Origin of the sequence: Achromobacter sp. Bel (assembly GCF_012928505.1) — a bacterium.
GTDB lineage: Bacteria > Pseudomonadota > Gammaproteobacteria > Burkholderiales > Burkholderiaceae_B > Achromobacter.
In genome coordinates, this window is record NZ_JABBJN010000010.1 from 51,517 (window position 1) to 71,405 (window position 19,889).

The following is a 19,889-nucleotide window of genomic DNA, read 5'->3' on the forward strand; positions in this document are numbered from 1 at the left end:
GAAATATTGACAATTAATATCGGCACCTCGTTATACTGTTCGGTATGTCGGAATAAGTTGGCCCGGCATCCCCTATCTCTAAAAACGGAAGGAGATCGACTCATGACAATGTTGAAGGGATTGTTGGCCGCGGTACTGAGCTTGGCTGCCGTGGGTGCGGCCAGCGGGGCCGACGCGTATCCGGACAAGCCGGTGCGGGTGTACGTGGGCTTCGCGCCGGGCGGCGCGACCGACCTGCTCGCCCGCCTGTACGCCAAGAAATTGGGCGAGCGTTTCAACCAGACATTCATTGTCGAAAACCGCCCTGGGGCCGGCGGCAATATCGCGATCCAGGCGCTGACGCAGGCGCCGGCCGATGGCTACACCATCGCGATGGCGGCCAACTATGTGGCGGCCAACGCCGCCATGAAGCGCAACCCCTACGACTGGGAGCGCGACCTGATGCCCATCGGCATGGTGGCGTCCACGCCCAACATCCTGGTGGTGCCGCCCGGCTCCAGCATCCAGAGCGTCGACGACCTGATCCGCAAGGCCCGCGCGCCGGGCAACAAGCTGACCTTCGCTTCGGCCGGCATGGGGTCGTCCATCCATCTGGCGGGCGAGCTGTTCAAGGTCATGGCCGGGGTCGACATGACGCACGTGCCCTACAAGGGGGTTTCTCCGGCGGAAGTGGACCTGATGTCGGGCTTGGTCGACATGATGTTCGGCAGCGTCTCCACCGCGATCCCGCTGGTGCAGTCCAAGAAGCTGAAGGCGCTGGCCGTGACCGGACGCGAACGCATGAAGGCGATGCCGGACCTGCCCACCATCGAGGAGGCCGGCCTCAAGGGCTACGACGTCGAAGCGGTGTACTTCATGGCGGCGCCCGCCAAGGTGCCGGCGCCGGTTCTGAAGAAGCTGGCCGACGCCCTTGCCGACATCAACAAGCAGCCCGACGTGCAGGAGTTCATGGACCGGATCTACGCCCGGCCCTTGACGGGCGGCCCGGAAGAGGCCCGCGCTTTCCTGAAGACCGAAGTGAAGAAGTGGCAGGGCGTGGTCGACGCCACCGGCATGAAGGTGGATTGACGCGACGGTAACGAATCCGTTCATCGGATCCGAGACAGCGGGCGCCACAAGCCCGCGGAACACAAAACTATCAGGAGACATACATGAACACACGCAGGCGAGTCGCGCTGGCAGTGCTGGCCGGCCTGATGACCTCATTGGCCCTGCCGCAGATGTCGCGCGCGGCGGATGGCTATCCGAACAAACCTCTGCGCCTGATCGCACCCAGTTCGCCGGGCGGGATCCTGGACATCACCAGCCGGGTGATAGGGAAGAAATTGTCCGAACGGCTGGGGCAGCCGGTGGTGGTGGAAAACATGGCGGGCGCGGCCGGCATCCTGGGCATGCAAGGCCTGCTGCGCGCCGAGCCCGACGGCTACACGATGGTCATGGGCAGCAGCGGACCCAACGCGGTCAACTACACCCTGTACAGCAAGCTGCCCTACGCGATGTCCGACTTCGCCCCGGTGATCCGCATCATCACCATGCCGAACGCGCTGGTCGTCAACGCCAACGCGCCCGTCAAGACGTTGGCGGAATTCCGCGACTATGCCCGCAAGAAGCAGGGCAGCCTCTCCATGGCGGTCTCCATGATCGGCACGTCCGGCCACCTGGGCGGCGAGCTGCTGAAGAGCCGGCTGGATTTCACGGCGGTCACCGTGCCCTACAAAGGCGCCGCGCCGGCGACCAATGACCTGGTGGCGGGGCAGGTGGATTTCACCGTAGAGAACGTGATCACCGTGGCGCCGCTGGTCAAGGCCGGCAGGCTGCGCGCGCTTGCGGTCACCACTCGCGAGCGCAGCCAGATCCTACCCGACGTGCCGACCCTGGCCGAGCAGGGCTATCCCGATATCGACGTTGGCGCCTGGTTGGGCGTGCTGGTCGCGGCGCGCACGCCGCCGGCCGTGGTCGCGCGCCTGAACACGGAGCTCAACGCGGTCCTGGCCGATGAAGAGGTCAGGAAGCAGCTGGCGCAGCAGGGCGGCATTCCGCTGGGCGGCACCCCGGCCGAGTTCGACCGTTTCATCCGGTCGGAGAAAGACCGTTGGGAAAAAATCATCAAGGCCGCCGGCATCAAGGCGGAATGACCCGCAAGCCGGCGGCAACGCGCCGCCGGCTTGCACAGGGAGGCATGATCCATGGCAATCGATTATCAAAACCTGCGCAACTGGAAGTTCGAGGACCGCGTCGATCGCTACAGCGCGCGCGACTGCATGATCTACGCGTTGGGGCTGGGCTACGGCAGCGATCCTGCGAATGAAAGCGAACTGCGCTACGTGCATGAAGAGGAAACGGCCGTAGTGCCGACTTTCCTGGCCACCATCGGGGCGCCCAACGGCTGGGCGGCGGATCCCGCCACCGGCATTGACTGGTTGAAGATCCTGCACGGCGAGCACCGCATGACTTTCCATGCCCCGCTGGCCCCCGCCGGCGCGGTACGCAGCCAGACCCGCGTCACGCGGGTGGTTGACAAGGGCGCCAGCAAGGGCGCGCTGGTCGTGACCGTGCGCGACATTTCGGACGCCGAGAGCGGCGTGCCGCTGGCGACCGTCGAACATGTGTCGTTCTGCCGCGCCGATGGCGGCTTTGGCCCGGGCGACGAATCGCCCGAGGCATTGCCCGCCACGCCAGCGCGCGAACCCGATCAGGTCGTGCTGCTGCCGACGCTGCCGCAACAAGCCTTGCTGTACCGCCTGAACGGCGACCTGAACCCGGTGCATGCGTTGCCGCACATGGCGCGCGCCGCCGGTTTTGACCGGCCCATCCTGCATGGCCTGTGCACCTATGGCATGGCGGCGCGCGCCCTACTGCAGGCGTGCGGGTGCATAGCGCCCCAACGGCTTGGCGCGATCGCCGCCCGCTTTTCCGCGCCGTTTTTTCCGGGCGAGACGCTGCGCGTGGAGATCTGGCGCGACGGCGACAGCTTGCAATTTCGCGCCGTGGCCCACGAGCGCGACACGGTGGTGCTGAGCAACGGCGTCGCCAGCCTGGCGTATTGCGCAAACGAGAGGTGAAACCCATGTCTGCACTTGAAGCCCATGCCCGGGAGATGCCCGACCGCATCGCCTACCGCATGATTCCCTCCGGAACCACGGTGACCTGGCGCGAACTGGAGCTGCGCAGCCGCAAATGCGCGGCTGCCTTGCTGGACGCCGGCCTGCGGGCCGGCGACGTGATCGCGGTGTTCCTGGAAAACCACCCGCGTTTTTTTGAACTGTTGTGGGCCGCGCATCGCGTCGGCCTGTACTACACCACCATCAGCCGCCACCTGAAGCGCGAGGAAGCGCGCTACATCATCGACAACTGCGACGCGCGGGTGCTGTTCTATTCGAGCCACACGCAGGCCGAAACGGATGCGGACAGCCTGGATGCGCGCGGCGTGTTGCGCGTCCGCATGGACGGCACGGACGCCGGCGCGATCTCTTACGAGGCGTGGATCGGCCGCTATGCCGACGATGTGGCGCTGCCAGAAACCCCGGAAGGCACGGATTTCCTGTATTCGTCGGGCACCACCGGCCTGCCCAAGGGTATCAAGCGTCCGCTATCGGTGGCCAACCGCTATTTCCGGGTGGGGGACGCGCCCAGCAGTGCGTGGAAGGCATTCGACCGCGACACGGTCTATCTGTCGACCGCGCCGTTCTATCACGCCGCCCCGGTGCGCTGGAACATGGCGGCACTGCGCGCGGGCGGCAGCTGCGTGATGATGGAAAAATTCGACGCGGCAGCGGCCCTGGAGGCCGTCGCCACTTACGGTGTCACGCATTCGCAGTGGGTGCCGACCATGTTCATCCGCCTGCTGCGCCTGCCGCGGGAAGTGCGTGAGCGCCATGATTTGTCCACGCTGCGCTATGCCGTGCACGCGGCCGCGCCGTGCCCGGCCGACGTCAAGGAAGCCATGATCGCGTGGTGGGGCCCGATCCTGTACGAGTACTACAGCGGCACGGAACTGGTGGGGCGCACGTCGCTGGGCTCCGAGGAATGGCTGACGCATCGCGGGTCGGTCGGCCGGCCGGAGTTCGGCCAGGCTCACATCATGAGCGAGGACGGGATGAACGAACTGCCCGTGGGACAGCCTGGCGTCATCTACTTTTCCGGCGGCGGTTCCTTTGAATACCACAAGGATCCGGACAAGACGCGCGGCGCCTACAACGCGCGCGGCTGGGCCACCTACGGCGATATCGGCTACCTGGACCAGGATGGCTATCTGTATCTGACCGACCGCCTGTCCAACATGATCGTGTCGGGCGGGGTCAACATCTATCCGCAAGAAGCGGAGAACCTGCTCAGTACGCATCCCGCGGTGGCCGACGTGGCGGTGGTGGGCGTGCCGAACGAGGAGTTCGGCGAGGAGGTGAAGGCGGTCGTGCAATTGCGCGATCCCGCCGCCGCCAGCCCCGAGCTGGCGCAGCAACTGATCGCCTATTGCCGTGACCGGATCTCGCCCATCAAGTGCCCCAAGAGCGTGGATTTTTCTGGCGACATGCCGCGCACCGAGACCGGCAAGCTGCTCAAGCGCCTGGTCAAACAGCGCTACTGGCCGCAAGCGTAGGCGGCCCACCATGACAGATCAGGAGACGGCATGAACCAGCAGCGCAGACTTTTTTCTGCGGACCATGAACTGTTCCGCGACACCGTGGCGCGTTTTATCGCGGACGAGATCACGCCGCACCACTACCAATGGGAACAGGACGGCCTGGTGCCGCGCGATCTGTGGCGCCGGGCCGGCGCGGCTGGCATCCTGCTACCCAGCACCCCCGAGGAATACGGCGGGGGCGGCGGAGATTTCCTGCACACCATCATCGTGGTGGAAGAGATCGCCCGCGCGCTGGCCACCGGGGTCACCGGCTTCACCACCCATTCCGACATCGTGGCGCCCTATCTGCTGAACTTCGGCACCGAGCGCCAGAAGCAACGCGACCTGCCCGGCATGGCACGAGGCGACATCGTTGCATCCATTGCGATGACCGAGCCGGGGGCGGGCAGCGACGTCAAGGCCATACGCACCACGGCGGTCAAGGCGCAGGGCGGCTACGTCATCAACGGCCAGAAGACGTTCATTACCAATGGCTTTCACGCCGACCGCGTGCTGGTGGTGGCCAAGACGGACCCCGGCGCCGGCGCGCGTGGCATCAGCCTGTTCTGGGCCGATACCGCGACCAACGGATTCACGCGGGGACGGCTGCTGGACAAGGTCGGTCAGAAGGCGCAGGACACGGCCGAGCTGTTCTTCCAGGATATGTTCGTGCCGGACGAGGACATGCTGGGCGAGCCGGGGCAGGGCTTCGGCTATCTGATGAAGGAACTGGTGCGCGAACGCCTGATGATCGCGGTGCGCTGCGCCATGGCGCTGGAGAGCGCGCTGCAATGGACTGTCGACTACACCAAGCAACGGCGCGCCTTCGACAAGGCCCTGATCGACAACCAGTACATCCGGTTCAAGCTGGCCGATATCAAGACCCTGGCCGCCGCCACCCGTGCCTTCGTCGACGGCTGCGTGCAGCAATACCTGGACGGCGAACTCGACGCCGGGGGGGCGGCCATGGCCAAGCTGTGGGCGTCCGAAGCCACCAGCGCGATCGATGATCTGCTGCAGTTCCACGGGGGCTACGGCTACATGCGCGAATACCCCATTGCCCGCGCCTACACCGACGTGCGACCCAACCGGATCTACGGGGGCGCCTCGGAAGTCATGCGCGAACTGATCGCCCGCACGCTTTGAACGCTCTTCTTCGACTTCGACTGGAACAGATCCCAACATGACCAAGCATCTTTCGAAATCGGTCGCCATTGTCGGCGCCGCCGAATCCGACCTGGGGAAAGTCCCCGGCATGACCTCGCTGGACCTGCAGGCGCAGGCGGCCGCCCGCGCCCTGCGCGATGCCGGGCTGACGCTGCAGGACGTCGACGGCGTGTTCGCACACGTGGACGACAAGTTCGCCGGCCTGCATCTGGCGGAATACCTGGGCATACGGCCGCGCTACGTCGATTCGACCAGCGTGGGCGGCATGTCCAGCGTCATGCACATCCGCCACGCCATGGCGGCCATCGAGGCCGGCATGTGCGAGGTGGCGCTGGTGGCCTACGGCAGCACCCAGCTGTCGGACGGCACGCGCAAGGTGGGCGGCACGCCCGAAGACATGCGCATGCCGCGCGGCCAGTTCATCACGCCCTATGGGCAATTGAGCCCCATCGGCTATTACGCGATGGTGGCGCAGCTGCACATGCAGCGCTACGGCACCACCCCCAAGGACCTGGCCGAAGTGGCGGTGGCGGCGCGCAAGTGGGCGCAGCTCAACCCCAAGGCCTACCGCCGCGAGGACACCTCGATCGAGGAAGTCATGGCTTCCAAAATGATCGCCGACCCCTTGCGCCAGCGCGACTGCTGCCTTGTGACCGATGCCGGCGGCGCCGTCATCGTCACGTCCGCCGCCCGCGCCCGCACGCTCAAGCGGCCGCCGGTCTACGTGATGGGTATTGCCGAATCCTTCTCGCACCACTACACGCCCTTCAATACGGTGGACTGGTTGGACACCGATGTGGCGCAGACGGCGGATGCCGCGCTGGCCATGGCCGGCGTCACGCGCGCGGACATCGACGTGGTGCAGATCTACGACCACTTCACCATCGGCGTGATCCAGTCGCTGGAGGAGCTGGGATTCTGCAAGCGCGGGGAGGGCGGCGCCTTCGTGGCGGATGGGCGTCTGGCTCCCGGAGGCGACTTCCCCATCAATACCTCCGGCGGCGGTCTGTCCTACAACCATCCGGGCCAGTTCGGCATGCTGCTGCTGCTCGAGGCCGTGCATCAACTGCGCAAGGAATGCGGCGAGCGCCAACTGCCCAAGGCTGAACTGGCCCTGGTGCATGCGCCCGGCCTGGTTTTTTCCTGCAACACCACCCTGATACTCGGAGTCTGACCATGGACCAAGCCCAACGCCCGCTGCCGCAACCGACCCGGATCACCCAGCCCTACTGGGATGCGGCGAAGGACCACCGCCTGGTCGTCCAGCAATGCGGCTGCTGCAAAACGCGGCAGTTCTATCCGCGTGAATTCTGCACGGCCTGCCTGTCGGACCGCATCGAGTGGATCGAGTCCGCCGGCCGGGGGACCGTCTACACCTACACCATCAACCGGCGCCCGAGCAACGCGGCCTTGAGCGAGAAGGTGCCATATGTCGTCGCCATGATCGACCTGGACGAAGGCGTGCGCATGATGGCCAACATTGTGGATTGTTCAGACGAAGCGATCAGGATAGGCGCCCGGGTGCGAGTGTGCTTTGAGCAGGTCTCCCCCGAGATCACATTGCCGCAGTTCAGATTGGAGGCCTAGTGTCCGTGGCCGTCGCCCTTTTCTTTCAAGCGAATCGGGGCGGACGCTACCGCTGCGGCTGACGGCCTTGCGGGCACTTTTGCAGCCATTCGACCACGAACTCCCCGGATTCGTGGATATGGGTACGCATGGCCGCGCGTGAGGCGGCGGCGTCGCGCGATGTCAGCGCCTCGACGATGGCCGCATGGTGTTCGATGTTCTTCTTCATGCGGGTCTCGTACATGCCCAGCACGGTCATGTTGAGGAGGTTCCTGGTGTAGTCGGTGTGCAGATCCTTGATGATGCGTTCCAGCGACGGGTTGTCGGCGGCGCGGAAGATCAGGGCATGGAATTCTTGGTTCTTGAGGACCCAGTGCCGCATGGACGCGGCGGCGTGGCGCGGCGCGCCAGCGCCGCCCGCATTGACCTCGGCATACAGCGCGGAGACGGCCTGCGCGCATTCGGCGTGGGTGGCGTGCAGCCGTTGCAGGTCTACGTCGGAAATCCCGTGTGCCGCAAGCTCGGCGGCCATTCCTTCCAGTTCGCCGCGCAGCCAGTAATTCGCGCTGATGTCCTTGACGGTTGGCGCGACCACCGTGGCGCCGTAGCGAAGCTGCTGCACGATCAGGCCCTTGATCTCCAACTGCCGCAATGCTTCGCGCACTGGCGTGCGGCTGACGTCGTATTCCTCGGCCAGGGTTTCCTGTCGCAGCTTCTGCCCGGGAGCATAAGCGCCATTGAAAATCTTTGCGGATATGGATTCCACAAGGTGCTGCAACAGCTCTTCTGCGGCGGGATATGCGCGTTCCATAGCCTGACTCCCCAATTCGGTAACGGTCATGCGGTTATTTTGCGGGCTCCCCGGAGAATACCCGCCGCCACTTTTTCTGCTCCATGCGCATGCGTTCCAGGAAGACCTGCGAATCCGACGGCATGGGCTGGCTACCCTGCGCATACAGCTGTGCCATGCCTTGGCTCTTCGCTACGGCCTGCATGGCGCGCTCCAGCCTGTCGAGTATGTCCTGGGGCGTCGCGGCGGGTGCGACCAGCCCGGAAATCGAGCCTACATCGAACTCGATGCCCAAGCTTTCTCGGACGGCGGGAACGTCTGGCAGGTTCGGCACCCTTTGATCCGACGTCACGCCTAACGCCCGCATCTTTCCGGACTGGATGAACGGCCCGACGACCACGGTCTCCACCGCGGTCACGTCGACCACGCCGGACAGCAGGGCGGTGGCGGCTTCGGCACCGCTTTTGTAGGGCACGTGCATCAGGGCGGCACCGGTTTGATGCTGCATCAGGGCGAAAACCTGGTGTATCGAAGTACCCTGGCCAGAACTGGCGAAAGAAACAGCGTTGGGGTTGCTGCGGGCTCGCGCGATCAACGCGGGAAAATCCTGGATCTGCGAGTTTTCCGGCACCACCAGGGCCAGAGGCGTGTTGGCGATCATCGAGATGTAGGCAAAGTCCTTGAGCGCGTCGTAGTTCAGCTGCTTGTGGATGAGCGGATTGACGGCGACGATGCCATTGGTGATCACCATCAGCGTGTAGCCATCCGGCTTTGCCCGAGCCACGATGTCCGCGGCGATGTTGCCGCCGGCGCCGGGTTTGTTCTCCACGACCACGGGCTTACCCAGCTCGGCTTGCAGCTGTTTGGCCACCGTGCGGGCAGTAAGGTCGGTGATTCCGCCCGCGCCGAAGGGCACGACCAGTGTGATGGGCCGGTCCGGCCAGGCGGTGGCGGCCAGGGCCGGAGCGGATGGCGTGAAGGACAGCGAAAGCGTCAAGGACGCGAGGCCGGTGCGCAGTTTCGGGGCGTGCATGGTGTTTGTCTCCTGGGAATTTTCTAGTTTTAGGCGGACGGCCTGTCGGGGCCGCCCGTCGGCCTGCGGCTATCAGCGTTCGAGATCCTGCTCGGTGATTTCCGGCACCTCGCCCTTGATGTTCATGCGGCCTTCGTAGACCGGCCGGCCGCCGGTCGTGGGGCCCTGGTACTGCACGAAGAACAAGGTGCCGCCCGTCTCGGTGCTGAGCGCTTCCTCGATGTGCGGATCCGGATGGAAGACGACGGTACCGGGGCCGTACTGTTTGCCCCCCATGTTGAATTCCCCCTCGATGACGTACCAAACCTGGGCGAAGTCGTGCTTGTGGAGGCGGAATCCCGCGCCAGGTTCATAGCGCAAAAAGCCGGCATTGGGTTCGGTGGGGCGCTCTTCCCGCGTGTGGAAGAGGAACTTTGTCTTGTTCTTGAATCTGCCCATTTCCCATTTCATGTCTTCCGACCTGCGGTATTCAGGCATGTGATGGGTGTGCGCGTGGTCGAGAACGTCGTTGCCGCTCATGGCTTGCTCCTTGGTGAATTGGCGAGGAAAGTCTATAGACCTTGCGCAGGAATTACTGGATACAAGATTTGCCATTGGCGGTTCGGGCGGGAGATATCAGGCACCCAGGAAATAGGTATTGGACCGGCTTGTGCGGCCTCCCTAGACTGCAAGTCGACAGGGAGAATCGAGCTATGCACTTGAAGGGAATCATTGGATATCTGCTTACGCCTTGCGACCACGGCGGTCGGATAGACCATGCGCTATTGGAGGCACACGTCGAGCGGCTGATCGGCGAAGGCGTGCACGCCCTGGCGCCGTTGGGCAGTGTGGGCTGCCTGCCGTACTTGGGCGATGGCGAACGCGAAGCTGTCATCGACACCGTCATCGGCGCGGCGCAGGGACGGGTGCCAGTGCTTGCGGGCGTGTCCAGCCTCAGCACGGCCAGCACCGTGCGCCACGCGCGCTATGCCGAGCGCGCGGGCGCGGCCGCCTTGCAGATCTTGCCCAGCACCTACTGGAAACTGACCCAGGATGAGATCCATGCCTACTACCGCGAGGTCTGCGAGTCAGTATCCACGCCGGTGATGATTTACAACAACCCCTTCACTACGGGCATGGACCTGTCTGTCGAGTTCCTGGCACGGCTGGCCGAGCTGCCCAATGTCACCATGGTCAAGGAAAGCAGCCCCGATCCGACAAAGATCGCGAGGTTGCGCGCGGTCTGTCCGGCAAAGACGGCCGTGTATATCGGCCTGAACTGCATGGCGCGAACGGGATTCGCGGAAGGCGCGGCGGGCTGGTGCACCGCATCGGCCAACGTCAGCGCGTCGTACGCCCTGAATCTCTACCGCTGCGCGATGGCCGGCGACGCGCGCGGCGCGGACGAGTGGTTCGCCCGGCAGATCGACCTGTTGAACTTCCTTATGGACCATGGATTACCAAGGACCGTCGCTGCGGGCCTGCAATTTCGTGGCTTCGACCCCGGCCGGCTGCGCGCGCCGCTGTCACCTCTGACTGCGGACCAGGAACAACGACTTCTTGAAATCCTCGGAAAAATGGAGCTAGTCAAATGAACAAGGGATTGCGCCGCTGGACGGCAGCTTTGTTGGGTATGGTGATTCCGGCCGCGGCGGCCTGGGCGGGTCCTTATCCCGATCAGCCCATCCGCCTGATCGTGCCCTTTGGCGCGGGCGGCGTGACGGATACGACGGCGCGTGTGTTCGCCGAGGGCCTGACGCGCGAACTGGGCCAGCCCGTCGTGGTGGAGAACCGTGGCGGGGCGGGGGGTTCCATTGCGGCAGGCGCAGTGGCCAAGTCGCCGACCGACGGCTACACGCTGCTGGTGATCACCAACGGCATGGTCGCCGTCAATCCGCTGATCTACAAGAAGCTGCCTTACGACCCGAACAAGGACTTCACCTACGTTGCCATGCTGGCCAATACGCCTACCGTGCTGGCCGTGGGCGCGGACAGCCCGTACCTGTCGCTGCCGGAGGTCATCAAGGTGGCCTCGGCGCAGACAGACAAGATCGCGTTTTCCACCGCGGGAGAAGGCTCTGACAACTATCAGGTGCTGGAGCTGCTGCAACAGGCCACCGGGGTAAAGATGCTGCACGTGCCCTACAAGAGCGGTTCGGAGTCCATGACGGCGGTAATGAGCCGTAACACGGACATGACAGCGGTTTCGGCCGTCACCGCCGTGGGATTCATCGAGGCGAGGCAGATCCGTCCATTTGCCGTGACCTCGTCGCGGCGCCTGCCCAATCTGCCTGATATTCCCACGGTGAAGGAAGTGTTGGGCAAGGACGTGGAGGGCGGGTCGCTGTCTGGCATTGCCGTGCCCAAGGGCACGCCTGCCGATGTCGTCGCGCGCCTGAACACGGCGATTGCCGCGGTTGCCAAGAGCGCCTCGGTGCAGGACAAGATCTATGCGCGCGGCAGTGAGCCTGTGGACGGAACGCAGGAAGCGTTTGAACGGAAGGTTCTCGCCGAACAGAAGAAATGGGCGGGCATCCTGTCCCGCCCGGCGCAGTAATTTCCCGGTGTTATGCGGCTTGCGGACCTAGCAGCTCGCGCGCCAAGTCGATGAACCAGTGGACGGCGGGGTTCATCGACTCGGCCGGCGCCGCCAGCGCCATGGCGTAGGTCACCGGCGCGTTCGATTCGTCGGCGAGGTCTACATAGGCCACGTTGTCGATGGCGATCCGACGCAGCGCCGCCGGGACGATGGCGACGCCCAGTCCGGCCGCGATGAGCGGCAGGCTGATGAGGGCGTGGGATGATTCCTGCAAGACCCGTGGATGGAACCCGGCGCGCTGGCACGCCGCGACGATTTCACCTGCGAAGCCGGGGCTGTCGGAATGCGCGAGCGTTACCAGTGTTTCGTCCATCAGGTCCGACAGCCTGACCCGCTTCATGCCGGCCACGTGATGGCCAGCCGGTACGGCCAGCACCAGCCTCTCCCGCTGCAGGGCGGTGATCGCGATACCCGGCACGCCGGACGCAGGCGGCACCAAGAACGCCGCGTCCAGTTCGCCGCGCTGAAGCCCCGCCAGAATGCTGACGGTGCTGCCGCTGCTCAGGCGCAGGCGGATATGGGGAAAGCGTTGAGTGAATTCCGGGAGAATGCGCGGCAGCAGGTGAAGGGCAGCGCTGGGCACGGCGCATACCCGCAGGGCGCCCATGCGTCCCTCGGCTGCATCGCGCGCGGCTTGCAACGCGGCATCGGCGCCCTCCAGCAGCCGCTTTGCTTCGCGCAGGAAGGCGCCGCCGGCGACGGTAAGGCGCACGCCCAGGCGATCCCGCTCGAACAGGTCGGCCCCGATTTCAGCTTCGAGCCGCTTGATGGCAACGCTGAGCGGCGGCTGGGTCATGTGCAGCCGCGCCGCCGCCTTGCGATAGTTCAGTTCCGTGGCCAACACGACGAACTGCCTGAGTTGCCTGAAATCCATTTTGGTCTCTGCGTGCGGCTTGTTGAAATGGCTGCCGTGTCATGCGCGCAGCCGTCAGCCATGCGCGCGCTGGAAATGTGTCATGAAGTCGGCCAACGCGGCCGCCGCGGGCAGGTCGACCGCGTTGTAGAGGCTGGCCCGGATGCCACCGGTATGCGAATGCCCCTTCAGGCCCATCAGCCCGGCGCTATCGGCCTGGCGCAGAAACAGGGGCTCCAGCGCCGAGTCGGCCAGAAAGAACGGTACGTTGTTGATAGAGCGGAATTCTGGCTGCACCTTGTTGGCGTAAAAGCCGCCGCTGGCGTCGATCGCGCGGTACAGCAACCAGGCCTTGGCCTGGTTGCTCTGGTGGATGCGTTCTATCCCGCCGTTGCGACGGATCCAGCGCAGTGTCAGTCCGGTCAGGTACCAGGAAAACGTGGCGGGCGTGTTGAGCATGGAATCTGCGCGCGCCGCGTGTGAGTAGCTCAGCACATCGGGTGTGATGGACATCGCGCCGTCCGGCAAGGCTTCGTCCACCACCACGACAGTGACGCCGGCTGGCCCCATGTTCTTTTGCGCGGCAGCGTAGATGAGACCGTGCCGGGATACATCGATAGGCTTGGACAACAGGCTGGAGCACGCATCGCACACCAGGGGCACCGGCGCCTTCGGCGCGGCGGCGAACTGTACGCCGTGCACGGTCTCGTTTTCCGTGTAGTGCAGGTAAGCGGCGTCGGGATCCAGCCGCCATTGCCCGGGAGCGGGAACATGGTCAAAACCGGTCGGCTCGCTGCTCGCCGCGACGCGGACTGCACAATAGCGCCTGGCCGCCTCGATAGCCTTGCCGGACCAGAGGCCGGTGTGAAGGTAGTCTGCCGAAGCCTTGCCGCGCAGCAGGTTCATCGGCACTTGCGAGAACTGCAGCGATGCGCCGCCCTGCAGGAAAAGCACCTTGTAGCGGTCCGGCACCTGTAGAAGGGCCCGCAGGTCCTGCTCGGCCCGCCGCGCGATATCGATGAACACGCCAGACCGATGGCTGATTTCCATGACGGACATACCTGTACCGGCAAAATCGAAGAACTCTTCGTGTGCTTCCTGCAGAACTTCAAGCGGCAGCGCGGCGGGACCTGCACTGAAATTGTATGACCTTGCCATGATTCCTGATCCTGCCCCGCCAGGCGCGGGCTCAAGCATTGTTGCGCCCGCGTAACCGTGGCGAGCGGACGAGTCTACGAACAGAATGGCCGGCCTGGACAGGCCAGTTTTACTTTAGTGAGCAGACCGCATGGCTAAGAGGTTCGAACTGGACCGGCTCGCGGGAACCTCATGTATCGGTTTGGGCGTGCTCACGGCCAAGGGCACGCGCTCGGCGCCCTGACGCGCTATCTCATCCGCCCCGAACCTCCGCTTCTGGCCGGGAGCGGACGCTCGAGGACGTCCGCTTCCGACCCGAAGAACGCTTTAGGCCAACGCCTCGTGTGGAAATGGCGAGCTGAATCCGATGCTGGCGCTATCTGGAGGCGCCAGAAATCGCAGATTGCGCGCCCTGCGGTGTTAATGCGGGAGGGGCGGTGGACAGCAAGCCCAGGTCGCCGAATATAGCGCGTACGATTTTCATGCGCGCAGCGGCATCCTGGCTTTTCTTAACGTCAATGTTGAGCGCAAAATAGAAAACCTCTCCCTGCCGTTCCAGGTAGCCTACGAGCCAGCCCGTTTGCGGTGCGCCTGGTTCGCCAAGTCCGGCCCATCCTGTCTTGCCACTCAGGCGGTAGTCGGGTGTCTGTTCCAGGACGAGCATGTCTTTGGTCATCTGCACCGTCCGCTCGGCCAGGCCGAATTGATTGACATAGAACCGACGCAAGAATTCCACCTGCTCGTTCGCGGAAATTCTGAGCGAACCGGTTAGCCAAAATTGGTCTATGCCTCCAGAAATGTTCCGGTTGCCGTAGTTGAAGCGGTCGACATAAGCCTGCATACGTTCGGCGCCAATGCGCCTGGCGATTTCCTGGTAGTACCAGACGGCGGAGTTTTGTAGCGCCGATTCAAGCGTATGGTTTTGCGCCCATGCCGCCGGCCACCATGGTTGGCGAGGTGCGAGTTTACTGTCCCACTTGATTTCGAAGTCCTTGCTTTCCGCTTCACCTGTTTCCAATGCAATGAGCGAATTGGGAATTTTGTAGGTGGACGCTGGCAGATACCGTTGAGCGGCCCTGGCCTCGTCATGGCGCCGAAACTCTCCGGTCTGTCCGTCAAGAAGGACGAACGTGCCCTCTACTTGCTGCTCTTGAAATCTCGCTCCAATATCAACCACTGGTAGTTCGGCTTGAGCACCTGCCGATCCGAGCAACGTTATTAGCAGCGGCAATGCTGCTTTGGCAAACCGACGAAATTTCGACTTCATGTTATCTCCGTGATTGTCATGCGGGATGCATGTGGGAGCCAGAATATGCGTGTGTCTCACGAGCTCCAATCAGGTTGCCGTAACCTCTGTAACATGGCGGAATGACTCGGATAATCCAAATCGATTTAGGCCGTCCACTTCTCGTGGACGGCATGCCTGCGCGGTATCAGTCGGTTTGGCTGCTGCTAAGAGTCTGGTACGCGCAGCAAACAGGTGAGGTGTCAGTGCCGGGGTCATCATTGCAGGCCCGATACCCGGGGAACTCCAACCTTCGCATGCTTGTTTCCCGTGCTTTTCGTGATTTCGCAACGTGGGGGGTGGATGTCGGGTGGGGAAATTCCATTGACCTGCCCCCTGCCTTGCTCAATGCATCACGCCGCAGCCAGGGACCATTCTGGATGACGCAAGCGCAGGCAGATAGGGTGCTGTGCCGCCACGGCGCGGAGCCTGCAAGCCTGGACTTCGTGGCGAACTTTCTCGGCCTGAGCGGGCATGTACCCCCGCGCGCAGATCTTTTGCAATACGTGACCCAGGATGGGGACTACTGGAATCACCTGACCCAGGCCATGCGGCTCGCGCGAGATGGCATGGCGGCGACGGGTATGAGTTGGGCTGCGAGTTATCGGGCGGCAGACCGAACGGCACTGGACGACTTTCAGCGAGCGTTGGCCATACTCAAAGAGAGTCTCGCATGGCGTCGTCACGGTGACATAAGGCGCAGCGAGGCCGCGTTAAACAGGCTGGGGCGTATTCTCCAGTCACAAGGCGTCGGTCCTTCCATGCCGACCTTGTCGGCAATGGCGTCGGTCGCCTCGGCCTGGAATAGCTATGCGCGCGGGGATATCAGGCAATCTCATGCCGGACTGGACCGTCTGGTGGCGGACCAGTTTCTGGCGCCTGTAATTCGCTACAACCCCCGCGTGCGCTTCGAATATCTGAATTTGCGTGCCTTGCTGCATAAAGGCAGCGCTCTCGAGGACAAGAGTACTGATCGAGTCTTGAAAATGAATGAGGCGGAGAAGGCGATCTGCGCCTTGTCAGAAGCGCTGCAGGCCGCTTACGAGGCGGACTCTGTCGAGGCCGCTCAGGATGTGGCGGCAAACATCGGATGGACGTTGTGGCTATTTTGGCAACAGCGACTGCTTGCTGTACTCAACGACCAGAACGTTCACACGGTGCAAGGATTATCGCTACGCTGGCTGGGGCTATCGGAATGGATTTGCGACCGCTTTGGCGTCGGTGGCAGTTCTGCCTGGAATACAGTGTTCGTACTTCGCATCGCTCGTGGTAGCTGTGATGACAAAAGCGGGGACTTGAAGCGATTTCAAGCGCAGTCGCCCCTTCCCGTGGGCAAAATGTTAGAGGCAGTCAAGCCGTTCCAAGCCGCCTTTTCGCGTGCCAAGGGCTACGTAGACTGGTCGAATGTCGCGGCCTTCACGCTTGAGGAGAATGATGCAGGCCGAGTTTTCTACGGGGCTCATCAAGTGGCTAACCTGCTGCTTGAATTCGTTTGGTATCGCACTCATAGCGAGGGGCTGAGTCGCCAAGTTTTCGCTGCGGTGGAGCGGCTTGCACACGTAGTGCAAGGTTTGGGTCCGGGGCAACGACGCTTTTTCAGGGAAAGCCTCAAAGCCTTACCTCAGTCGCTCCAGATAGCCGCAAAGGATGCGGCGGCGTCATGAGCATATCCTCAACTGAAATCCCTCTGCCCAGCTACATCTTCTGCGTCGGCCTCGGATTGACGCAGGCATCGCGCGATCAGCCGCTCACGGAGCCGTGGATTACGGCGTTTTTGATGGCGACTGCCGCCTTCGACATTCCTACGTTTGGAAGAATCGCTTGGGGCGGCATGGGTCAAGGGCACTTGACGGCTCGCCGTCCATGATTTCCTCGCTGGCTAGACGGCCCACTATGGCCGCCAACGTAACGCCGGGGTGCATTGCGCAAACATATACGCCGCCGATTTTGGGTAGATAGCCAATGACAGGGATGCCATCGGCAGGCATGGGTCTGAATCCGACGCAGGCCAATTCCGGGTCAAGGTACGCACCGCCATGAAGTTCGTTCTGAATCGCCTTAGCGGTTCGTAGCGCCATCGCTGCTGGCTGGTTTTCCAAGGCGTCGTCCAAGTAATCTTCCGCCGCCAATAACGCGCCGTCCGAGCCTTGCCTGACTTCCATTTCCGGGCTCGAGATCAGGGTTTGGACAAGGTTGAGGGGTGACTTATAGCGAATGAAAATGGCAGGAGACGCTTCTATCGGAAGAGGCGCTTCAAGCATCTCTGTGAGCTTCGCGGTGCCTGTTCCGGCTGCCAGTACGACAATATCGGCCTCAATGATGCCGATGGCGGTGTTAACTCCCGTCACTGTTGCGCCCAGGTTTTCGAAGCCGAGAACGCGTGTCTGAGTAAGAACCCTGGCCCCATTTGCCTGGGCTCCTGCGATCAACGCGTACGTTGCTTCCGCCGCATCCAGCGCCCCTTCATCGGCGGCGTACGAAGCAGATTGCGGAGGGTTCTTGAGTTTCGGCTCAAGGTCGATAATTCGCGATCGGGACACCACCTTTTTCGAGGCCTGCTTGTCCGATCCCGGCAGCGATTTTCTTGAGCTTGCGCTGTAGGATAAAGCGCCTGTCCATCGGACTTTCAGGCCAGGAAGCTGCGTTTCCAGGCGGCGGTACGCTTCGATTGCGGCGCCGCGTAATGGTGCGATTGGGTCGGATTCGTGGTGCGAGGCGTTGATCCATGCGAACGAGGTTCCCGTCACGCCTGAGGCGATGCCTTCCGCCTCAACCACGGTGACCTTCGCGCCTTTCACTGCCAAGTGATACGCCAGTGACGCGCCAACGATGCCAGCACCGATGACAACGACTCGTTTGGCCAGATCATTTTCCACGTCAACGTCCTTTCCAAGGATCTGGGGCTGGCGGATACACAGGGGTGGGACGATGACATGAGAGTCAGATTGAAAATCTGGATGACAACGACCCCGAACTTCTATTTGTGAAGCTCCTTACGGGGCTTTCATCTCCTTCTCCTTCTCTTTCTTCTCCTTTTTTTCTCCATCGTAATGGGACTTGATGGCGAGATACATGCCCGTGCCCAACACGAGGAGCTTGAACGTACCGAAGACTACAGGGACCCAAAAATTCATCATTTCCTCAAAGCGCTGCTTCAGCAGCTTCATTTATTACTCGTGGCCAGGCAACAACAAACGAACGATAGCCGTGAGGGCCACGAAATGAAGACGGTCAAAGTCTACCGCCAAGCGCCATACAAGTTGTTGAAATGGTCGATTTGTACGTGTTATCTGACCGGCGCAGTTTTGGAAAAAAACCACGCATCAGTTCAATCAGTTCAGGCATGTCTGTCCCATGTCGCATCGCTCGTCGCCAGGTCGAAACCCTCGTCCAGCCACCCGGTGATCCCGCCTATCATCACCTTCACCGGCCGCCCCAACTGGGCAAATCGAATTGCGCCGCGCGTGGCACCGTTGCAGTGCGGTCCGGCGCAGTACGTGACAAAGAGCGTATCCACGGGATAGTTCACGAGTTTCGATTTGACGATCTTGCCGTGCGGCAGATTCAGCGCGCCCGGCACGTGGCCCTGCGCGAACAGGGCAGGGCTGCGGACGTCAAGCAGAACGAAGCCGGGTGCGCCACTGGTAAGCGCGCTGGCTACGTCGGAACAATCGGTCTCGAACTGCATCGCCGCGCGGAAGTGGACAAGCGCGGCTTCGCTGTGGGCGGCGGGTATCGCGGTGACGGCGTTGGGAGTCGACATGGTTGGGCTCTGCAGAAATGGTTCGGAAGTAAAGCGCCTGGAAAGCAGATTCAGGTGCCTCATTCTGGCGGTTGGCAGACATTCGCAGTAGTGGCGTAATTGCCATTATTCGGTAACATCACGCCATGACTAATCATCTTGTCGTTGCGCTGGCTTACGACCGGCTGTGTACTTTCGAATTCGGGTGCGTGACGGAACTCTTCGCGCTGGAACGCCCCGAGCTGGGTGTCGATTGGTATCGCTTCGCCGTCTGCGCAAGCGAGCCCGGCCCGCTGCGCGCCGCAGGCGGCATCACGGTCGCCGCGCCGTACACGCTCAAGATGCTGGACCGCGCCGACACGATCGTGGTGCCCGGTTGGCGTGATGCCGACGAATTGCCGCCCGAGGCGCTGCTCAAGCGAATTCGCATGGCCTACCAGCGTGGGGCACGGCTGTGTTCGATTTGCTCCGGCGTGTTCGTGCTGGCCGCGGCCGGCGTGCTCGACGGAAAGACCGTAACCACGCATTGGCGATACGCCGAAGCGCTGCAACGTCGTTACCCGCAAGTGCGGGTTGAGCCGGATGCGCTCTACATCGACGAAGGCCAGATCATCACGTCGGCCGGCTCGGCGGCAGGGCTGGACATGTTGCTGCACCTGGTGCGGCGCGATTACGGCGGGGCCGTGGCGAACCGGGTCGCGCAGCGGCTGGTGGTGGCGCCGCATCGGGAAGGCGGCCAGGCGCAGTTTGTGCCGCGCCCCATGCCTAATGACGAAAGCGGGCGCTTGACGAAGTTGATGGACTGGATGCGCCAGCATCCCGCGTTGCCGCACACGCTGCGCTCGTTGGCGGAACGCGCGGCCATGAGTCCGCGTACGCTACAACGGCAATTTCATGACGCTACCGGCATGGCGCCGTATGAATGGTTGGTGCGTGAACGGGTGGCGGCGGCCCGTGAGATGCTTGAAGCGCAAACGTCCTTGCCGGTCGGTCGTATTGCCGAGTTGGCGGGGTTCGGCTCGGAGGAGTCCATGCGCAGGCACTTTCGGTGCATCGTTCTGACCAGTCCGGCTGCGTATCGGCAGAAATTTGGGCGAGGCGTGGCAGGTGCATGAGT

At 62.9% G+C, this 19,889-nt stretch carries 20 protein-coding genes; 11 read left to right on the forward strand and 9 right to left on the reverse strand.

The window, feature by feature from the left end; genetic code table 11:
* The first annotated feature begins 102 nt into the window (after window positions 1-102).
* The 7 genes from HG262_RS08915 (at window position 103) to HG262_RS08945 (ending at window position 7,375) form a co-directional block, all read left to right on the forward strand.
* Window positions 103-1,068 carry a tripartite tricarboxylate transporter substrate binding protein gene (locus HG262_RS08915; protein ID WP_169270656.1) on the forward strand — a complete coding sequence of 322 codons (966 nt, stop codon included), beginning with the start codon at window positions 103-105 and terminating at the stop codon, window positions 1,066-1,068.
* Between the two features lie 83 nt (window positions 1,069-1,151).
* On the forward strand, window positions 1,152-2,135 hold the full coding sequence (locus HG262_RS08920) for a tripartite tricarboxylate transporter substrate binding protein (RefSeq protein ID WP_169270657.1): 984 nt from the start codon (window positions 1,152-1,154) through the stop codon (window positions 2,133-2,135).
* 51 nt (window positions 2,136-2,186) lie between these two features.
* Window positions 2,187-3,062, forward strand: coding sequence for a MaoC family dehydratase (locus tag HG262_RS08925; protein ID WP_169270658.1), 876 nt, complete (start codon window positions 2,187-2,189; stop codon window positions 3,060-3,062).
* Between the two features lie 5 nt (window positions 3,063-3,067).
* Complete coding sequence (locus tag HG262_RS08930) at window positions 3,068-4,597, forward strand: AMP-binding protein (protein WP_169270659.1); 1,530 nt, start codon at window positions 3,068-3,070, stop codon at window positions 4,595-4,597.
* A 30-nt stretch (window positions 4,598-4,627) separates the two neighbouring features.
* Window positions 4,628-5,767: an acyl-CoA dehydrogenase family protein gene (locus HG262_RS08935; RefSeq protein WP_169270660.1), complete on the forward strand. Its 1,140-nt coding sequence runs from the start codon at window positions 4,628-4,630 to the stop codon at window positions 5,765-5,767.
* Window positions 5,768-5,804: 37 nt separating this feature from the next.
* Window positions 5,805-6,962, forward strand: coding sequence for an acetyl-CoA acetyltransferase (locus HG262_RS08940; protein ID WP_169270661.1), 1,158 nt, complete (start codon window positions 5,805-5,807; stop codon window positions 6,960-6,962).
* A 2-nt stretch (window positions 6,963-6,964) separates the two neighbouring features.
* Window positions 6,965-7,375 (forward strand): OB-fold domain-containing protein, encoded by a 411-nt coding sequence (locus tag HG262_RS08945; RefSeq protein WP_169270662.1) that lies wholly within the window; start codon window positions 6,965-6,967, stop codon window positions 7,373-7,375.
* Window positions 7,376-7,421: 46 nt separating this feature from the next.
* On the opposite strand, the gene HG262_RS08950 is transcribed toward HG262_RS08945, so the two are convergent.
* The 3 genes from HG262_RS08950 to HG262_RS08960 all read right to left on the reverse strand — a co-directional run bounded on the left by HG262_RS08950 (window position 7,422) and on the right by HG262_RS08960 (window position 9,696).
* Complete coding sequence (locus tag HG262_RS08950; protein WP_169270663.1) at window positions 7,422-8,165, reverse strand: GntR family transcriptional regulator; 744 nt, start codon at window positions 8,163-8,165, stop codon at window positions 7,422-7,424.
* A 34-nt stretch (window positions 8,166-8,199) separates the two neighbouring features.
* A complete protein-coding gene (locus HG262_RS08955) occupies window positions 8,200-9,177 on the reverse strand; it encodes a tripartite tricarboxylate transporter substrate binding protein (protein WP_169270664.1) in 978 nt (325 codons plus the stop codon).
* Between the two features lie 72 nt (window positions 9,178-9,249).
* The gene (locus HG262_RS08960; protein WP_169270665.1) at window positions 9,250-9,696 is read right to left on the reverse strand and encodes a cupin domain-containing protein; all 447 of its coding nucleotides are present in this window, start codon (window positions 9,694-9,696) and stop codon (window positions 9,250-9,252) included.
* A gap of 173 nt (window positions 9,697-9,869) precedes the next feature.
* On the opposite strand from HG262_RS08960, the gene HG262_RS08965 reads away from it, so the two are divergent.
* Window positions 9,870-10,751, forward strand: a complete 882-nt coding sequence (locus tag HG262_RS08965; protein ID WP_169270666.1) for a dihydrodipicolinate synthase family protein — start codon at window positions 9,870-9,872, stop codon at window positions 10,749-10,751.
* Window positions 10,748-11,713, forward strand: a complete 966-nt coding sequence (locus HG262_RS08970) for a tripartite tricarboxylate transporter substrate binding protein (RefSeq protein ID WP_169270667.1) — start codon at window positions 10,748-10,750, stop codon at window positions 11,711-11,713. Before HG262_RS08965 ends, HG262_RS08970 begins: the two co-directional genes overlap by 4 nt.
* A 10-nt stretch (window positions 11,714-11,723) precedes the next feature.
* Here the strand turns inward: HG262_RS08970 and HG262_RS08975 are convergent, their stop codons facing one another.
* From HG262_RS08975 to blaOXA, 3 genes are all read right to left on the reverse strand, one after another.
* Complete coding sequence (locus tag HG262_RS08975) at window positions 11,724-12,629, reverse strand: LysR family transcriptional regulator (protein WP_169270668.1); 906 nt, start codon at window positions 12,627-12,629, stop codon at window positions 11,724-11,726.
* Between the two features lie 54 nt (window positions 12,630-12,683).
* Window positions 12,684-13,766, reverse strand: coding sequence for a 3-phosphoserine/phosphohydroxythreonine transaminase (serC, locus tag HG262_RS08980; RefSeq protein ID WP_169270669.1), 1,083 nt, complete (start codon window positions 13,764-13,766; stop codon window positions 12,684-12,686).
* A gap of 355 nt (window positions 13,767-14,121) precedes the next feature.
* On the reverse strand, window positions 14,122-15,012 hold the full coding sequence (blaOXA, locus tag HG262_RS08985) for a class D beta-lactamase (protein WP_169270670.1): 891 nt from the start codon (window positions 15,010-15,012) through the stop codon (window positions 14,122-14,124).
* Between the two features lie 275 nt (window positions 15,013-15,287).
* On the opposite strand from blaOXA, the gene HG262_RS08990 reads away from it, so the two are divergent.
* A complete protein-coding gene (locus tag HG262_RS08990; RefSeq protein WP_248293295.1) occupies window positions 15,288-16,694 on the forward strand; it encodes a hypothetical protein in 1,407 nt (468 codons plus the stop codon).
* Between the two features lie 138 nt (window positions 16,695-16,832).
* Here the strand turns inward: HG262_RS08990 and HG262_RS08995 are convergent, their stop codons facing one another.
* From HG262_RS08995 to HG262_RS09005, 3 genes are all read right to left on the reverse strand, one after another.
* The gene (locus HG262_RS08995; protein ID WP_169270672.1) at window positions 16,833-17,906 is read right to left on the reverse strand and encodes an FAD-binding oxidoreductase; all 1,074 of its coding nucleotides are present in this window, start codon (window positions 17,904-17,906) and stop codon (window positions 16,833-16,835) included.
* Window positions 17,907-18,023: 117 nt separating this feature from the next.
* Complete coding sequence (locus tag HG262_RS09000; protein WP_169270673.1) at window positions 18,024-18,197, reverse strand: hypothetical protein; 174 nt, start codon at window positions 18,195-18,197, stop codon at window positions 18,024-18,026.
* Between the two features lie 170 nt (window positions 18,198-18,367).
* Window positions 18,368-18,793, reverse strand: a complete 426-nt coding sequence (locus tag HG262_RS09005; RefSeq protein WP_169270674.1) for a rhodanese-like domain-containing protein — start codon at window positions 18,791-18,793, stop codon at window positions 18,368-18,370.
* A gap of 125 nt (window positions 18,794-18,918) precedes the next feature.
* On the opposite strand from HG262_RS09005, the gene ftrA reads away from it, so the two are divergent.
* A complete protein-coding gene (gene ftrA / locus HG262_RS09010; protein WP_169270675.1) occupies window positions 18,919-19,887 on the forward strand; it encodes a transcriptional regulator FtrA in 969 nt (322 codons plus the stop codon).
* Window positions 19,888-19,889: the final 2 nt, after the last annotated feature.

Excerpts from the sequence above, each read along its gene's own strand:
- HG262_RS08915 (WP_169270656.1), top strand. The coding sequence starts at position 103 with ATGACAATGTTGAAGGGATTGTTGGCCGCGGTACTGAGCTTGGCTGCC.
- HG262_RS08920 (WP_169270657.1), top strand. The coding sequence starts at position 1,152 with ATGAACACACGCAGGCGAGTCGCGCTGGCAGTGCTGGCCGGCCTGATG.
- HG262_RS08925 (WP_169270658.1), top strand. The coding sequence starts at position 2,187 with ATGGCAATCGATTATCAAAACCTGCGCAACTGGAAGTTCGAGGACCGC.
- HG262_RS08930 (WP_169270659.1), top strand. The coding sequence starts at position 3,068 with ATGTCTGCACTTGAAGCCCATGCCCGGGAGATGCCCGACCGCATCGCC.
- HG262_RS08935 (WP_169270660.1), top strand. The coding sequence starts at position 4,628 with ATGAACCAGCAGCGCAGACTTTTTTCTGCGGACCATGAACTGTTCCGC.
- HG262_RS08940 (WP_169270661.1), top strand. The coding sequence starts at position 5,805 with ATGACCAAGCATCTTTCGAAATCGGTCGCCATTGTCGGCGCCGCCGAA.
- HG262_RS08945 (WP_169270662.1), top strand. The coding sequence starts at position 6,965 with ATGGACCAAGCCCAACGCCCGCTGCCGCAACCGACCCGGATCACCCAG.
- HG262_RS08950 (WP_169270663.1), bottom strand. The coding sequence starts at position 8,165 with ATGGAACGCGCATATCCCGCCGCAGAAGAGCTGTTGCAGCACCTTGTG.
- HG262_RS08955 (WP_169270664.1), bottom strand. The coding sequence starts at position 9,177 with ATGCACGCCCCGAAACTGCGCACCGGCCTCGCGTCCTTGACGCTTTCG.
- HG262_RS08960 (WP_169270665.1), bottom strand. The coding sequence starts at position 9,696 with ATGAGCGGCAACGACGTTCTCGACCACGCGCACACCCATCACATGCCT.
- HG262_RS08965 (WP_169270666.1), top strand. The coding sequence starts at position 9,870 with ATGCACTTGAAGGGAATCATTGGATATCTGCTTACGCCTTGCGACCAC.
- HG262_RS08970 (WP_169270667.1), top strand. The coding sequence starts at position 10,748 with ATGAACAAGGGATTGCGCCGCTGGACGGCAGCTTTGTTGGGTATGGTG.
- HG262_RS08975 (WP_169270668.1), bottom strand. The coding sequence starts at position 12,629 with ATGGATTTCAGGCAACTCAGGCAGTTCGTCGTGTTGGCCACGGAACTG.
- serC (WP_169270669.1), bottom strand. The coding sequence starts at position 13,766 with ATGGCAAGGTCATACAATTTCAGTGCAGGTCCCGCCGCGCTGCCGCTT.
- blaOXA (WP_169270670.1), bottom strand. The coding sequence starts at position 15,012 with ATGAAGTCGAAATTTCGTCGGTTTGCCAAAGCAGCATTGCCGCTGCTA.
- HG262_RS08990 (WP_248293295.1), top strand. The coding sequence starts at position 15,288 with ATGCTTGTTTCCCGTGCTTTTCGTGATTTCGCAACGTGGGGGGTGGAT.
- HG262_RS09000 (WP_169270673.1), bottom strand. The coding sequence starts at position 18,197 with ATGAAGCTGCTGAAGCAGCGCTTTGAGGAAATGATGAATTTTTGGGTC.
- HG262_RS09005 (WP_169270674.1), bottom strand. The coding sequence starts at position 18,793 with ATGTCGACTCCCAACGCCGTCACCGCGATACCCGCCGCCCACAGCGAA.
- ftrA (WP_169270675.1), top strand. The coding sequence starts at position 18,919 with ATGACTAATCATCTTGTCGTTGCGCTGGCTTACGACCGGCTGTGTACT.